Here is a 14618-nt window from a genome sequence, read left to right on the forward strand (position 1 = left end):
ATGATCCGAGAGCAGCGTCTGACCGAGGTCTTCGTCGAGGTCGCCGACTCCCTGACCGACGATTTCGACGTGATCGACTTCTTGCAGCAGCTGTCGGTGCGCTGCATGGAGCTGCTGAACGTCGCGGCGGTGGGAATCATGCTGGCCGACAGCAACAGCACCCTGCAGACGATCGCGGCCTCTGACGAACACACCCGGCTGCTGGAACTGTTCGCCCAGCAGCACGCCCAGGGCCCGTGTGTGGACTGCTACAACAGCGGCAACGTCCGCACCAACATCAACCTCACCGACCGGACGGTTGCCGCGAAGTGGCCGCAGTTCGCCGTCCAGGCCGAGGGCACCGGCTTCGTGGTCGCCAGCGCCCTGCCCCTGCGACTGCGCGGACGGACCATCGGCGCGATGGGCCTGTTCCAGACCGACCCCGACCCCCTCACCGCCTCCGACCTCACCCTCGCCCAGGCGCTCGCGGACGTCGCAACCATCGCGATCCTCCAACAACGCACCCTGGCCCACAGCGAACTCGAACGCGGACAACTCCAGTACGCCCTTACCAGCCGTATCGTCCTTGAACAGGTCAAGGGCATCCTCGCCGAACGCTGGAACACCAGCGTCGACGACGCCTTCACCGCCCTCCGCCGCTACGCCCGCAGCCACAGCTACCAACTCACCAGCCTCGCCCGGGAAATCGCCGACGGTACCTTCGACACCAACCAGATCCCCCGCGCGGCGAACGGAGAACGGAAGTAGAGCCGTGGGGCGCAGGACAGGAAACGCAGAATATTGGCGCGGACCGTGCCGCTCTGTTTCGCCGAGGCCGCGAACTTGTTGCCATGCACCGAAGCAATCGGTTCAAGCCTGGTTGAGGACGGTGGTCAGGGCACATGCGATGTCTCGGGCCCAGGCGCGGATGTGTTCGCGGTCGCGGAAGTCACCGACCCTGCCTTGTTTCCTGAGCTGGCGGGCGATGAATCCACGGGACCCATCGGTGAGCTGACCGCCGAAGGTGGCGTGGCCGTGTACACCCAGCTTGGTGGCGATGCGGACAACCGCAGGAACGGCCGGGATGGCGCGCTTGGTGGCAGAACCGTCGAGTGGTCCGCTGCTGAACAGCGAGACTTCCTGCTCGGTCAGCGCCTGGCGGTGGCGGCGGACTAACGGAGCGCTTCCCCCGGCCAGCGGCCCGCGTGCAGGCCGGCTCCGAGTACCACGGCGTCGTACGCCGCGACGCTGGGGACATCGGAGATGGGCGCGACGTCGGCATCGATGTGCTGTTCGTGCAGCGGCTGCCCGATTCACCGGGCGATCTGGGCGGTCGACCCGTTCTTGCTGCTGTAGGCGAAGAGCGTGCGCTGCGGGTCGCTGGTCCTCGGCGGACCCCGAGCCGATGCGGGTCGTGTGTCTGTTGGGGGAGCAGACGGATACGGACGTCGAGGTCGGAGATGGCACTTGGCCGTGCGAGGACGGGGTCGAGGTCGGCCTCGGCGCGTTGTGGCAGGTCGTCTGCCATCTGCGACAACCGGTGCAGTGGCTGTTCGATCCCAGGGGCCGCTGGACCCGTGACAGGAACTAACCGGCCCATGCGGAACGCGTATGACGAGCCGAGAGTGGAATCCGGAGGTGAGCTCCATGGGGGAGCGTTGTGTGGTCGCTGGTTTGGACGGTTCCGTCCAGGGTCTGGAGACTGCTGAATGGGCAGCGGTGGAGGCGCAACGGCGCCGGTGCGTTACGGTTGATGGGTTCCGGATTACCTGGTGGCCTTGACGGGGTGCTGGCCGCTGTAAGGGTGCGGCATCCCGCGCTGTCGATGACGACTCAGCGAGATGAACGCCGCAATCCGACCTCCTTTCGGCTTCGGCTGGTGCCGGCCTCCTCGTGATCAGTGCGATGAACCGCGATGCCAGACAGATTGCTGCCAGCGCGCAGTGCCCCGTGGTGCTGGTACGGGGAACCACGGCCGGCGAGATCGTTCTTGGGCTTGACGCGCGCCACCCGGCGGCAACTGCGACCGGCTTCGCTTTTGACGGCGCGCAACGGCAGGGCTGTCGGCTGCGCGTGGTGCACGCCTGGCGGCTGCCGGCGCCGGTGAAGGGTCGTGCGCGTTACACGGTTTTGCAGGAGGACCGGGCCGAATGGGAGGACGAGGAAGTGCAGCTCCTCCATGACACGTTGCGTGGCTGGCGGGAGAAGTACGCCGAGGTGGATGTTCTTCCGGATGTGCGGCTGTTCACCGCGTCCTGGGCTCTGGTGAACGCGTCCGCGCACGCGGGACTGGTCGTGTTGGGACGCGGACCGGACGGGCTCGGCCCGGTGGGGCACGCGGTCGCCGGGTTCGCGGAGAGCCCGGTGGCGTTCGTTCCGGTCTGACGCACGCCGCCGGTGACAGGACCGGGTCGATGCCGGTTCTACCACCGAAGCCCGTCTACGCAACGCCGTTCAAAGTGGTTGCCGAACAGCTGTCCCGGCACGGCATCAGCGGACTTCCCGTCGTCGACGGCGACGACAGGGTCATCGGCGTCATCTCCGAGACGGACCTGATGATGCGCCAGGCCGCGAGCGTCGCTGACACCGCTTCGCGGTGGAGCCGGCTCTCCCGTGCCCACCGCCGGGAGCAGATCAAGGTCCGGGCCCGGACCGCGGGACAACTGATGTCCCAGCCGGCGGTCACGGTGCACGCAGAGGACTCCATCGCCGAGGCCGCCCGCACCATGATGGAGCAGAAGGTGGAGCGGCTGCCCGTCGTTGACGAGCAGGACTGCCTGATCGGCATCGTCACCCGCCGCGACCTGCTGAAGGTCTTCCTGCGGCCGGACAGTGAAATCCGCCGCGATGTGATCGACGAGGTGCTGGTCCGCACCCTGTGGGTCGTCCCGCAGACCACCGGCGTCACCGTGGATGATGGGGTGGTGAAGCTGGAGGGGCGGCTGGAACGCCGCAGCGAGATCGACATCGCGCTGCGCCTCACCCCGCTGATCGACGGAGTGGTCGCCGTGGTCGGCAAGCTCACGTATCAGCTCGATGACTCGCACCTGAAGGTCGCCGAACCGGCGTCGATCAGCCGCAGGCCGGCATAGACGACGATGGCGCCCAGCACGGCCCCCCGGGATGTGGGCCAGCAACCGGCTCGCGACGAGCAGCACGGCGAGCACGGCGCCGAGGGCTACGAGGGAGTATGCCTGCGTGCGGCTGCCTGCCGCGTCGGCGAGCGCCGTACGGCTGGCGCTGCTGCTCACCGGAAGCCGTGCAGGGCTCCGGCGCCGAGGTTCGCGGCGCCCAGTGCCAGCAGCTCCTGGTTGGTGTCGAGCCGGTGACCGCCATCGTGGGTCGCGAAGGCCCGGGCGGTGAGGATGACGTCCGTGTAGCCGACCAGCAGGACGCCGAGCGCGGGCAGTATCAGCTGTGGCAGGTCGCCCGGGTCCGGCAGCGCGGGCTGGGGCAACCCCGAGGGGATGGCGCCGATGACGGTGATTCCGTGGTGCTCCAGCCCGAAGGCGGCGACAACGGCGGTTCCCAGGACGACGAGGAGTAGCGGCCCTGGTAGGCGGCGGAAGTACCTCTGCACCGCGAAGAGGAAGACGAGGGCTACTCCGGTGAAGGCCAGCATGACCAGATGGGCCTGCGGAAGGTGCCGGGCGAAGGAGAACAGCTGTGGGAAGAACTCCGTCCCGTGCACGGGTACGCCGGTCAGCCGGGGCAGCTGGTTCACGATCATGATCCGGGCTACGCCCGCCATGTAGCCGACGAGAACCGGCCGGGACAGCAGATCGGCGAAGAAGCCCAACCGCGCTGCCCAGGCGACGAGGCAGAGCAGCCCGCCCGCGACCGCGAGAGCGGCGGACAGAACCGCGTACCGGGCCGGGTCCCCGGCGGCGAGCGGTCCGATGACGGTGGCGGTCATCAGTGCGGTGGTGGACTCCGGCCCGACCGACAGTTTGCGGGACGATCCCAGCAGCGCGTAGAGCAACAGCGGCAGCACGATGGCCCACAGGCCGGCGACCGGTGGCAGTCCTGCCAGCCCCGCGTACGCCATCACCTGAGGAATCAGGTAAGCCGCTGCGGTCCCCCTGCCGACAGGTCGCCGCGCAGCCAGGCCCGCTGGTAGCCGGACAGCACGACAAGCCCCGGCAGCAAGTGCCTGCCGGCCTCGGCCACCCGGGCACGCAACTCCCCCTGCTCTGGTGGATGGTCGCCGCTTGAGGATCCAGGCGTGGGACGGGCATCTCCGGGAGCGTGCGGCCGCCCCGACCGCGGACCGGAGTCGCGCGTTCGGGGCGGCCGTCGTCCCTTGTTCCGGCCGTGCCGAGGAATCACTCGGTTCTCACGCGTCGGCGCGCTGCACCTTGATGGTGCGCGCCCCGGTCTTCGGCTCTGCGACCGGGACGTTCACGGTAAGGACGCCGTCCTTGTAGTCGGCCGTGGTCTCGTCCGCGCGGGCGCTCGCGGGCAACCGGACGGAGCGGGCGAACGCGCCGTAACGGAACTCCGAGTGGTGCTTGCCCTCGGTCTTTTCCGCGCGCTCGGCGCGAATCGTCAGCACATCACCGTCGATGCTGATCTCAACGTCCTGGTCCGGGTCGATTCCGGGCAACTCGGCCTTCACGACGTACGTGCTATCGGCCAGCTGCTGCTCGATGCGGATGCCGTGCAGTCCGGGCACGTTCCGCATGCCCGGCACGGCGGGAATACCGGCCTCGATCCAGTCGAACAGTTCCGGCAGCAGCGGCGGCCATCCCTGGCGCCGTTCCAGCTTCCCACTCATCGTTTCCTCCTCGCCTTGGACGTTCACGGACTGTGCGGGTGCGATTCCAGGATCCTGTTCCCGGCTGTACCGCATCAGGGGCCGTACGGCCCACACATGACCGGCCGTACGGGCCCCGAATGACCCTTCCGGCCCCGGGCGGAGGGCGCGCAGTGAGGGGAAGCTGAGGGGCGGAAGATCCTGTTGATAATCAGCTGTGAGGAGATGACCGCCGTGTATACGACCCTGACCGCGGACTTCTGGAGGCTTTTCGTGTGCCTGCTGTGCGCCGGAATGCTGCTGGTGCTGGTCGCGACCTTGGCCGCCGAGGCACTGGTGGATCGGCTGTCCGCTCGGCGCACGCGTCGGTCGCAGATCCGTCGGATCCCTGATGTGGTCTTGGCCCGGCCCCGGCCCCGGCAGCCGCACCACGCGCACCATTGAGCACAGGTGCCGCGCAGAAGGACCGAACTGCTGATCGGTCGTCATTTGGGGCTGTCAGGTCACTGGCCAGCCGGCCAGTGCCAAGGCCACCCCCAGCACCCCTGCCCCCAGCAGGGCAGTGACTACACTCCGGCGCCCGGTCAGCAACCAGATGGCTGCGGCGGCGAGTACGCCGAACTGCCACACGTGTTGCATCGCGAGAGCCAGCGGGATCGCGGACCCGGCGATCGCACCGATCACCGCGGGACCGGCTCCGGTCAAGAACGCCTGTACCCGCAGGTTGACTCGCAGTCGGTCGAACCGGGGTGCGCCGAGGATCACGAACACAAACGACGGGGCGAACGCCACTGCGGCGGCCAGCAGACCACCTCCTACCCCGGCAGCGGCAAAGCCGACCACTGCGACGGTCTGCACCACCGGCCCTGGGGTGATCTGCCCCAGCGCCACCGCGTTCAGGAACTGCCCGTCGCTCATCCAGTGGTAGCGATCGACCGCGTCGGCCTGCATCAGCGGGATGATCACGAAGCCGCCACCGTAGGACAGCGCGCCGACCTTCAGGCTCACCCAAGCCAGCGCGAGCAGACCACCGCTCGCCACCGGAGCGACAGCCAGCAGCGGCCACGACCGCATCCGCCGGACCACAGCCGGCCCGGAGCCAGAGCGCACCGCGACCTCCACCAGACCGGCAGCGACCAGCACCAGGACCAACCACGGTCCGGTCAGCGCCGCCGTGGTTCCGCCCGCCATGCCGTAGCCGATCCATCGGGTCCGCGCCGACCGCGCCGGACCGGCACGCTTCCAGCTCGCCGGGACCAGCGACCATGCCGCCTGCACAGCCACTGCTGCCACCGCCGACCCCGCGCCCGCCGCCGCTCCCCGCACCCACAAGGGCGGATCCCCAGCCAGGAACAGCGCGGCCAGCGCCAGGATCAGCACTAGCCCCGGCACGATGAAGCACACCCCGCCAACCAACGCGCCGACAAGGCCCCGCAGCCGCCATGCGGAGAAGATCGCCAGCTGCGTGGACGCCGGCCCCGGCAGTAGATTGGTCGCCGCGATCCCGTCCTCGAAATCCTCGGCCGCGATCCATTTCCGGCTCTCGACACACAACTGCCGCAGCAGCGCGATATGCGTCGGTGGACCGCCGAACCCGATGCAACCGATCCGGCCCCACTCCCGGGCGATCGTTGCCAGACCTACTCGGGCTCCGTCTGCCCGGCCCTCGTGTGCAACCGTCACGCTGCCCTTTCCACGTCACCGAACCACCAGCGGCGCGACTCTACTGGCCGTGAGTGAACGGACGCCCATGGGGCTCGATCAGCGGTGACCGTCCTTCCCGGCGGCGCCGCGCTCCGAACCGCGGTCCCAACGTCGATCCCGGTCGTCCACCAGGAGGTCTGTCAGTTCGCCGGAGTTCCCCATTGCCCCATCCATGTGCTCTCCGCTCCGCCGTCACCGCCGCCCGCGTCGAGAACCGATCCGTGCGGACCGGTTCTCGACGCGGGCGGCGCAGAAGCCGGCCAGACCGGCGACCACGGCGGCCGTGAGACCGGACCAGGCCGGCGGTGAGGTCTGCAGCACGGTCTGCAGGAACGGCAGGTACAGCGCCGCAGCACCCAGGGCGACCGAGGCCAGAACAGCCGCGGGCAGGAAGGGGTTCTCCCGGGTGAACAGCCGCTCGCGCAGACCGAGTACGACGCCGAGCTGGGCGATCAGCAGAGCGAGAAACAGGGTGGTCTGCCACGGCTGTCCGGAGTGCCGGGCCCATTCGGCCGCCGCGAGGCTCGCAACGGTGACCAGTGCTGCCAGACGAAGCACCCGCTGCCACAGCCCGTCCCCGAGCACATGCTGGTGGGGCGGGCGAGGCGGCCGCAGCATGGCGTTCTCGGAGACCGGTTCGGCGCCCATGGCGACTCCGGTCAGGCCGTGGGTGAGCAGGTTGATCCAGAGGATCTGGCCTGCCAGCAGGGGTAGGGCGAGCCCGAGCAGTGGGCCGAGCAGCATGACGAGGATCTCGGCTGCGCCGCCGGCCAGGGCGTAGAGGAGGAAGCGTCGGATGTTGTCGTAGACCCGGCGGCCCTCCTCCACCGCCGAGACCACGGTGGCCAGTTCGTCGTCGGCCAGTACCAGGTCGGCGGCCTGCCGGGCGACCTCGGTGCCCCGGCGGCCCATCGCCACACCGATGTCGGCCTGCCGCAGCGCCGGGCTGTCGTTGACACCGTCGCCGGTCATCGCGGTGACCGCGCCCTGGGCCCGCCATGCCTGCACGATGTCCAGCTTCTGCTGCGGGGTGGTGCGGGCGAACACCCGTACCCGGGTGAGATCAGGTATCTGCCCGTCGGTCATTTCGCGGCCGCTGATCACCGCACCGTCGCCTTCCGCGCCGAGGATGCCCACCCGGGTGGCAATGGCGCGTGCGGTTGCCGGATGGTCACCGGTGATCAGCACCGGGGTGATGCCCGCGCGGCGACAGGCCGCGATGGTGGCCGCAGCGGCTTCCTTGGGCGGGTCGCTGAGCGCTGTCAGGCCGAGCAGCCGCAGTCCGGACTCCGCATCCTCGTACCCGGTAGGCAGGCCGCCATGCACGGCCGATGCCACGGCCAGCACCCGGAAGCCCTCGGCGGACAGCCGGTCGGCCTCCCGGCGGGCAAGATCCAGAACCTCGGGGCTCTCCTCCAGGAGCGTGCCGTCCAGCACCGCCTCCGGTGCGCCCTTGAGACAGACCTCGATCTGCCCGGTGGGCAAGCGGTGCCAGGTGGACATGCGCTTGCGCAGACTGTCGAAGGGAGCCTCGCCGATACGGGGACGGGTGCTCAGCAGTTCCTCACGGTCACATCCCGCCTTCGCAGCGGCAGCGAGCAGAGCCGCCTCAGTGGGGTCACCGAGCGCGTTCCACCGGTCCTCACCGTCTCCGGGCGGGCGCAGTGACGCGTCGTTGCACAGCGTTGTTGCGGTAAGCAGCGTCCGTGCGGCACGACTGACGTCCGGATCCGCGAGGAACCGGCCGACGGGCTCATACCCCCTGCCGGTGAAGGTGGCTGTGCCCTCAGTGGTCCAGACTCGCTCCACGACCATCTGGCCCTCGGTGAGGGTGCCGGTCTTGTCGGTTGCCAGCACAGTGACCGAGCCGAGGGTCTCCACAGCGGGCAGTCTGCGGACGATCGCGTTACGGGCCGCCATTCGCCGTGCGCCGATTGCCAGGCCAAGGGTGACGACAGCGGGCAGGGACTCCGGGACGGCTGCTACCACCAGGCTGATCGCTGTCACGGCCATGATCTCCGGAGACTGGCCACGCATCAGTCCGAGAGCGAAGACGACCAGGCACAGAGCGACCGTGACCAGAGCCAGCACCCGCCCGAGGCCGGCCAACCGGCGCTGCATCGGCGTGAGTTCCGACCGCGGGTGCAGCAAGGCGGCGATCCGGCCGAGCGCGCTGTGGGCCCCGGTGGCGGTAACGGTGGCGACCGCCCGGCCGCGTAGGACGACGGTCCCCGCCTGCAGCTGTCCGGCGTCCCGGTCGGCGGCGTCCGGGTCCTTGTCCACCGGCACAGACTCGCCGGTCAGTGCGGACTCGTCGACGAGCAGGGCAGAGGCCTGAACCAGAGCCGCGTCCGCAGGGACGATGTCGCCCTCACCTAGCACCAGGATGTCGTCCGGCACCACGGCCGCCGAGGGCACCTCTCGTTCGGTGCCGCCACGCAGCACCCGCGCGGTCGGTGCGGTCATCGCGGTCAGCGCCGCGACCGCGTTGTCGGCCCGTATCTCCTGGATCACCCCGACGGTGGTGTTGACCAGGACCACCAGGGCTATCACGACCGCATCCGGATGGTCTCCCGTTGCCACGGTGAGCACCACCGCCGCCAGCAGGACCAGGATCAACGGGTCGCGCAGCTGCGCGACGATCCGCGACCGCAGCGGAATTCGGCGCTGCCGGGCCATTTCGTTCGGACCGTGGTCCGCCAGCCGCTTGGCGGCCTCTTCCTCGGTCAGGCCGGCCGGCCTTACCGGACCGGAGACCGTGGTGGACATATGGGTCATGCTCGCCTCCGGGGCGACTATGGCCGGTACGGCCGGGTGGCGGGGGTCAGGGGTCGGTACGGGCGCTGGGCCGCGATTGGGCTGCGGCGAAGGCGACGGGAGCATCGAGCAGCGCCCCGACGGTCAGCCAGGGGTGGAACCAGTCGCCTTCAGATCAGCACGCGTGCACGTTCAGGAGCGCTGTGGCCAGAGCGGCGATCACGGCTGGGCATCCGGCTCACGGCCGCCCATGTCCAGCCGGAACGGCGGGTAGACGTCCGTCATCAGAGCCGTGTAGGCGGCTACCCGCAGAACCCAGCGGTTGAGGCCCATGACCAGGTCGAAGAGGTCCTTCGGGTACTTCTCGGTGAACGCCAGGAAAAAGCCTGCGAAGATCGCGAGGACGCCGATGAGCCCGCCGGACCACCAGCCGAAATGGTCGCCGCCGAGGAAGAAGCCGATGATGATGTAGTGCGGGATGGCCAGCAGCCACCACTTCACCAGCACCTGCCCACGTGACAGCCGCTCCGGGTAGGCGATGTCCAGCCGGGCCGGGTAGTCGGGCTCCTCGCCCAGGCTGAAGGGCGGGTAGCGGTCGGTGGCGAGCGCACCGTAGGAGTAGTAAGCGACCCGCCAACTCCAGCGCAGCACACCCACGTTGAAGTCGAACAGCGTTCGCGGATAGCGCTCGGTGAACAGGATGGCGAAGAAGGCGATCACGCTGACGACGATGAAGGCGATCCACAGGAAGAACAGCACGATCCAGTGCGGGATGACCAGCACCCACTTCACCAGCCACAGCCAGCGCGACAGCGGCGCGTCCAGCACCGCATCCACCCGCACCGGATAGTCCGGCATCGTCGTAGTCGTGGATGTCATGGCGATCAGCTCCTTGGTACGGCGATGGCCGAACTCGGCTCTCGAAGTGAGTCGAACGGTCACCACCGACATATACAGCCAGCGTGCCCGCGCCCAGGGAGCCACCGCGAGGGCCGTGCGGCCCGCGCGACAGGGCCCCTCGGCCCCAATGGCCCGCTACGTCAGGGTTGCCGCGGTGTCATCGCCGAAGAAGTCGCTCACGTCCCAGTCCCGCTGGTCGCCGTACCGGCAGCCGCATCAGCCCGAACATCCGGGTCTCCGTGCACGGCAACTGATCACGGGTGGCGATGCCAGGCACAGGCGGTGTCCGCCAGGGTGCAAGGCCGACTGGACCTTGCGGATCACCTTGTGCCCCTCCTTGTCGGCCAGCGGCCTCCAGGGGCGGCGCAGAGCGCCCGGCATGTAGACACCGAAGATCCACACCGGACGCCCGGCGAGCAGCTCCCGGTTCCCGTTGACGGCCACGGATCCACGATCAGGTCCGGCCGCTCCGAGAGCCACCCGGGACCGACACAGCGCGACGGCCGCTGCCTCGACGGCTTCGATGACCGGATTCCCATGATCGTAGTTCCATCATTGGTCCCGCCCCGTCATGACGACCGCGATGGTTGTTCGCCGTAGGCGGGGGACATCGCCTTCTGCGGCTTCGGAAGATCCGCCAGCGCTCTGGTCGGCAGAGCCGCTGGCAACGACGCAGGGACCCGTGCCGTCCGCGAGAGCGCCCCGGCCGGAGAGCCGCTGGTCACCGCGAGCAATACCAATGCCACGAACACCAGTAGCGCTTTTTGAGCACTCCTGAACATCCCGCCCCCTACGCCCGACAAGCAACGTGAGCCAGACCCGCGCCCCCCCAGCACGCGACGCGCCCTTGTCGCGCGGCACTCTCCGCAGACCGATGGCGCGAGGAGTGCCGCTCAACTACGGGGGCGGGTACCGTGACTGCTCAATGTTGGTGGCACCCAGGGGGGTACATGTCGGAGAAGCGCACGCGTGTGTTCAACGAGCACATGGATTTGCCGGACGGCCGCAAGGTGCGCGTGACCGCGTACGACGATGGTTCAGTGCGTTTCGTCCTAGCAGGTGCCCCGTACGTCATCCAAGAGGCCTTCTTGGGCGGCATGGGCAACGACGGCATCGTGATGCTGTCGCCCGGCGGGCAAGGGAGTGCCGCCATGCGCGGCAAGGTGCAGGCTCCCGCGGTTGAAGACAGCTGAGCCTGCGGCCCGTCCATGGCCCATGGAGGACCTGAGTGAACGTAGTAGCGTTGGCGTTATCCATCACGGCCGTGGTCGTCTCGGTGCTGGTGTCCCTCCGGCAACTAACGCTGGCCCGCCACTCCAACACGTTGCCGGTCGTCATTGGGCTCTTCAGTGAGCATCGAGACGACAACCTCACCGAGGCCCGAGCCTTCGTCTACCGAGAGCTCGATACCTTCGATTTGTCACAGGGGCTCGACGCCCTCCCGCCGGACAAGCAGAAACTCGTGCGTGACCTGGCTTGGTTCTACGACAACGTCGGCGCCCTGGTCACCCACAACGTGGTCGACGTGGAGCCCGTCTCGGGGTACTTGGGCGGCTCCGTCATCCTGATTTGGGAGAAGATGGAGCCGCTGATTCGCGCGGAGCGCGCGAGGCGAAGTCCCTCTCTGCAAGACCCCATCCGTTGGCAGGTCTACTTCGAGAATTTGTACCATCTGGTCCGGGAGACATCGCCGTCCGAAGCCAGGTCGCGCGAGAAGCGGTGGCGGCTGTAGTCATCGCGCCTTCCGCGGACCCGAAGGCTCCGAGGTGGAGCCACCCCGCCCAGGTCGCGTTCAATGGCCATGACCTCTTCGGTCCGGATGCGGATGGGTGCGCGGGTTACGCCGGTGGCGCGGTACGGTGCCGCCATGATGGAGCTGCCAGTCAACCCGGCCAATGAAGTCGACAGCAGGGAAGCTCTTGTAGCTCACATCCTCGACCTGCGGGCGGATCTTCTCGACCGCAGCGACGAGTGGGAGATTCCCACGCTTGAGCAGTACCTGGAAGCGCTGGCGGCCTGGATCGAGTCGTCGCCGAACTGGTACCGGAACTTCGGCCAGGAGATGCCGATCGACGACGATTGGACTTTCCTCGCGCGGGCGTTGAGCGCCGCGAAGGTATACGTGTAGCTGCGCACCGTGCCCGTTGCGTGCCCGGTGGGGCGGTAAACCACGGTCAATCGTGGGCCTGGGTACCCTGCGTCCTGGGCCCCGATCGCGACCTCGTTTCCGCAGCTCAGCGCCCCACTAGCCGCTTGCTTGGCCTGTGATTCCCAAGCCCAGGTTCTGTCGACGGAGTGGAAGGCCAGCTATATGTACTCGGATACGAAGCCAGGGCAGTAGTCAGCCTGGTAGTGGTCGAGGGCTTGCCTGAGCATGGCCGCAGCTCACGTTCGTCGGCGGCGGTACTGACGTCGAGGGTGATCACATCGCATCCTCCCAGAAGCGGCGTATTTGCGGGATGGGGCAGGGCACCCAAAGCCACGCAGGCCGCCTGAAGTGCGAGAACCGCTGGGACGCCTCCGGCCTCCGGAGCCGGGTGCACAGGTTCGAATCCCTCCAGCGGCACCTTGGAACGGTGTCAGAAGACCCCGCCACCAGCGGCAACGCTGGGAACGGGGGCCTCGCGTGTCTCCATCCATTTGCTACGGAACGCCCCTCTGGGTACCGCGATGTCAGGTGCCGTGCGTGCATCGTTGTGGTTGCCGAAGGCAGCTGCCGGCCGTTCAGCGCCATGGAGCGGAGACTGCGATGCGTGAGCATTCGTCGAACGACGGGGGACCGATGGCCTATCAGCTCAACTTTTTCTGCCGCTCAGGAGAAGCGAAGGGAGACGAGGCACTTGATCGCCTGCTGGACTATCTGTTGGAGACGGGCGAACCTCTGGTAGGCGAGTGGCAAGGCCCGTACGTCGATCCGGTGGCCGCGCCAAGCTGGGCACCAAGAACAGTGCCAGTGACGGATCAGTCGCAGACTTGCTCATGCTTGAAGTACACGTGGGGGTTGCAGCGATAGCGGAAGCGGTGATCGCCACGTCGCCCAACGATGAGCAGGGCATCTGGGGATGCGATCTGCTGGCCATGGTCACCCTCAGCGGAAACAACCCTGACTGGCCCCTGGTGAATCGAATATGGGCCGCGGTAGTCAGCCTCTGGAAGGCGGTTCCCTGGGATGAGTCCTCCGGATTTGAGATCACGGCCAGCGCGTCGCAGTCATGAGCTGGATTGTGGGAGCGGGCATCGCTGTCAGACCTGCGCTATACGGTCCGCTTCATGACTGAGAGACCAACGACGCACTGGCGCAGGGGTGTGGCCGAGGAGGCTGCGGAGCTGAGCGCTGGCATACTTGATCCCGAGTGTGCTTACAGGGTCGAACTTTTCCCTGAGAAGCTCTTGCTGGAGACCGATGCCGTCCTCGACACGTTCGAGGCCGAGTTGCCCACGGTCGCCGGAGGAGACGACGCGCAGATCTTCGCCGTAGTGGAGCGCGTTGTCCTGGCCCTGAACGCCGTGAACGAGGACCACGACGAAAGCGCCTTCGAGACGGATGAGCGCGAGCGGTTGTGTGCCTACATCGATGAGGCCCTCACCGAGCACGGGGTCGATGTCAGGGCCCTGACCGCCAGGCGCGGGCTTGGCCGGCATGAACTCACGGACCAGTGGCGGGACTGGTGAGCGCCTCTGCGGCCGTCTCATTCTCCGTCTCATTCGCCGCCGTGCGGCTCGGTTCGAGGGCGTACGCGTCGCTGCCGCGCCTGACGCCCCGACCCGGTCTGAACGCCGGTGAACCCGGGCGAGTCAGCCTCTGAGCAGGGAAAACGGACTTGGGAAGCACGTGCGATGGACGATGGACTCAGCCGGCCTTCATACGTTGTCGGCTCTGCCCAGCTCGATCTGCCGCCGGCTGACGTAGCTCGCCAGGTCACGTTTGATGGTCATGACCTCTTCGACCCGGATGCGGATGGGTGCACAGTACTGGCCATCGCACGACCGAGGAAAGCTGCCGTCGATGAGCGAGATGCCGCTGAGTACCACGCCGCCGTCATTGTCGATCTCTGTGCAGAGGACTGGGTGGAAGGAGCAGTCTTCGTAGATGTCCCCTACGCGGCCGCCGGGTTACGCGGGTCAGTCACTTCGATCATGCTGCTCAAGATGCCACAGCGGGTACGACAGAGCGCGACGGATTTTCGGGATGCCGGAGGACGTACAACGCGCGGTCTGCCCCTGTGCGAACGGGCGGAGAAACATCGGGTTCCGGGGTCGCATGCGCTTGGCGTCGGTGGCGCGGTACGGTGCCGACATGATGGAGCTGCCAGCGAATCCGGCCAATGAAGTCGACAGCAGGGAAGCTCTGGTGGCGCACATCCTCGACCTGCGGGCGGATTTCCTCCACCGTGACGACGAGTGGGAGAACCCCACGCTTGAGCAGTACCTGGAAGCGCTGGCGCCCTGGATCAGGTCCTCGCCGAACTGGTATCGGAACTTCGGCCAGGAGATGCCGGTCGACGGCGATTGGACTTTCTTC

At 67.8% G+C, this 14618-nt stretch carries 16 protein-coding genes and 1 pseudogene; 11 read left to right on the top strand and 6 right to left on the bottom strand.

Features of this window, described 5'->3' with window-relative positions; genetic code table 11:
* The 4 genes from O3X23_RS36665 (at position 1) to O3X23_RS36680 (ending at position 3071) form a co-directional block, all read left to right on the top strand.
* On the top strand, positions 1–747 hold the full coding sequence (locus tag O3X23_RS36665) for a GAF and ANTAR domain-containing protein (RefSeq protein WP_198359057.1): 747 nt from the start codon (positions 1–3) through the stop codon (positions 745–747).
* 33 nt (positions 748–780) lie between these two features.
* Complete coding sequence (locus O3X23_RS36670) at positions 781–1155, top strand: hypothetical protein (RefSeq protein ID WP_269277128.1); 375 nt, start codon at positions 781–783, stop codon at positions 1153–1155.
* 729 nt (positions 1156–1884) lie between these two features.
* On the top strand, positions 1885–2364 hold the full coding sequence (locus tag O3X23_RS36675) for a universal stress protein (protein WP_269277130.1): 480 nt from the start codon (positions 1885–1887) through the stop codon (positions 2362–2364).
* Between the two features lie 29 nt (positions 2365–2393).
* Entirely contained in the window at positions 2394–3071 is a 678-nt protein-coding gene (locus tag O3X23_RS36680) for a CBS domain-containing protein (RefSeq protein ID WP_269277133.1), read from the top strand.
* Here O3X23_RS36680 and O3X23_RS36685 read toward each other — a convergent pair.
* Together O3X23_RS36685 and O3X23_RS36690 are read right to left on the bottom strand one after the other, a co-directional pair.
* Positions 3047–4161, bottom strand: a pseudogene (locus tag O3X23_RS36685) (SulP family inorganic anion transporter); the annotation flags it as partial. The gene O3X23_RS36680 and the pseudogene O3X23_RS36685 overlap by 25 nt on opposite strands.
* Before the next feature lie 154 nt (positions 4162–4315).
* On the bottom strand, positions 4316–4756 hold the full coding sequence (locus O3X23_RS36690; protein WP_198359053.1) for an Hsp20/alpha crystallin family protein: 441 nt from the start codon (positions 4754–4756) through the stop codon (positions 4316–4318).
* Positions 4757–4969: 213 nt separating this feature from the next.
* Between O3X23_RS36690 and O3X23_RS36695 the strand changes: the two genes are divergently transcribed.
* Complete coding sequence (locus O3X23_RS36695; RefSeq protein ID WP_198359052.1) at positions 4970–5179, top strand: hypothetical protein; 210 nt, start codon at positions 4970–4972, stop codon at positions 5177–5179.
* A 54-nt stretch (positions 5180–5233) separates the two neighbouring features.
* Here the strand turns inward: O3X23_RS36695 and chrA are convergent, their stop codons facing one another.
* The 3 genes from chrA to O3X23_RS36710 form a co-directional block, all read right to left on the bottom strand.
* Positions 5234–6418, bottom strand: coding sequence for a chromate efflux transporter (gene chrA, locus O3X23_RS36700; RefSeq protein WP_198359051.1), 1185 nt, complete (start codon positions 6416–6418; stop codon positions 5234–5236).
* A 213-nt stretch (positions 6419–6631) separates the two neighbouring features.
* Positions 6632–9217 (bottom strand): cation-translocating P-type ATPase, encoded by a 2586-nt coding sequence (locus tag O3X23_RS36705; RefSeq protein ID WP_232486055.1) that lies wholly within the window; start codon positions 9215–9217, stop codon positions 6632–6634.
* 198 nt (positions 9218–9415) lie between these two features.
* Positions 9416–10075: a DUF4389 domain-containing protein gene (locus O3X23_RS36710; RefSeq protein ID WP_198359050.1), complete on the bottom strand. Its 660-nt coding sequence runs from the start codon at positions 10073–10075 to the stop codon at positions 9416–9418.
* A gap of 971 nt (positions 10076–11046) precedes the next feature.
* On the opposite strand from O3X23_RS36710, the gene O3X23_RS36715 reads away from it, so the two are divergent.
* The 5 genes from O3X23_RS36715 to O3X23_RS36735 all read left to right on the top strand — a co-directional run bounded on the left by O3X23_RS36715 (position 11047) and on the right by O3X23_RS36735 (position 13768).
* Positions 11047–11289 (top strand): hypothetical protein, encoded by a 243-nt coding sequence (locus O3X23_RS36715; RefSeq protein WP_198359049.1) that lies wholly within the window; start codon positions 11047–11049, stop codon positions 11287–11289.
* A 35-nt stretch (positions 11290–11324) separates the two neighbouring features.
* Positions 11325–11828 (top strand): DUF4760 domain-containing protein, encoded by a 504-nt coding sequence (locus O3X23_RS36720; RefSeq protein WP_198359048.1) that lies wholly within the window; start codon positions 11325–11327, stop codon positions 11826–11828.
* Positions 11829–11963: 135 nt separating this feature from the next.
* Positions 11964–12224, top strand: coding sequence for a DUF7660 family protein (locus O3X23_RS36725; RefSeq protein WP_198359047.1), 261 nt, complete (start codon positions 11964–11966; stop codon positions 12222–12224).
* Between the two features lie 851 nt (positions 12225–13075).
* Positions 13076–13312, top strand: a complete 237-nt coding sequence (locus O3X23_RS36730; protein WP_269277145.1) for a hypothetical protein — start codon at positions 13076–13078, stop codon at positions 13310–13312.
* Positions 13313–13366: 54 nt separating this feature from the next.
* On the top strand, positions 13367–13768 hold the full coding sequence (locus tag O3X23_RS36735) for a hypothetical protein (protein WP_198359045.1): 402 nt from the start codon (positions 13367–13369) through the stop codon (positions 13766–13768).
* Between the two features lie 189 nt (positions 13769–13957).
* Here the strand turns inward: O3X23_RS36735 and O3X23_RS36740 are convergent, their stop codons facing one another.
* Positions 13958–14128, bottom strand: a complete 171-nt coding sequence (locus O3X23_RS36740) for a hypothetical protein (RefSeq protein WP_269277148.1) — start codon at positions 14126–14128, stop codon at positions 13958–13960.
* A gap of 265 nt (positions 14129–14393) precedes the next feature.
* Between O3X23_RS36740 and O3X23_RS36745 the strand changes: the two genes are divergently transcribed.
* A partial coding sequence (locus tag O3X23_RS36745) for a DUF7660 family protein (protein WP_269277151.1) occupies positions 14394–14618 on the top strand: 225 nt, incomplete at its 3' end.

This window comes from Streptomyces sp. H39-S7 (genome assembly GCF_027158205.1).
In the GTDB taxonomy this organism is placed as follows: domain Bacteria; phylum Actinomycetota; class Actinomycetes; order Streptomycetales; family Streptomycetaceae; genus Actinacidiphila.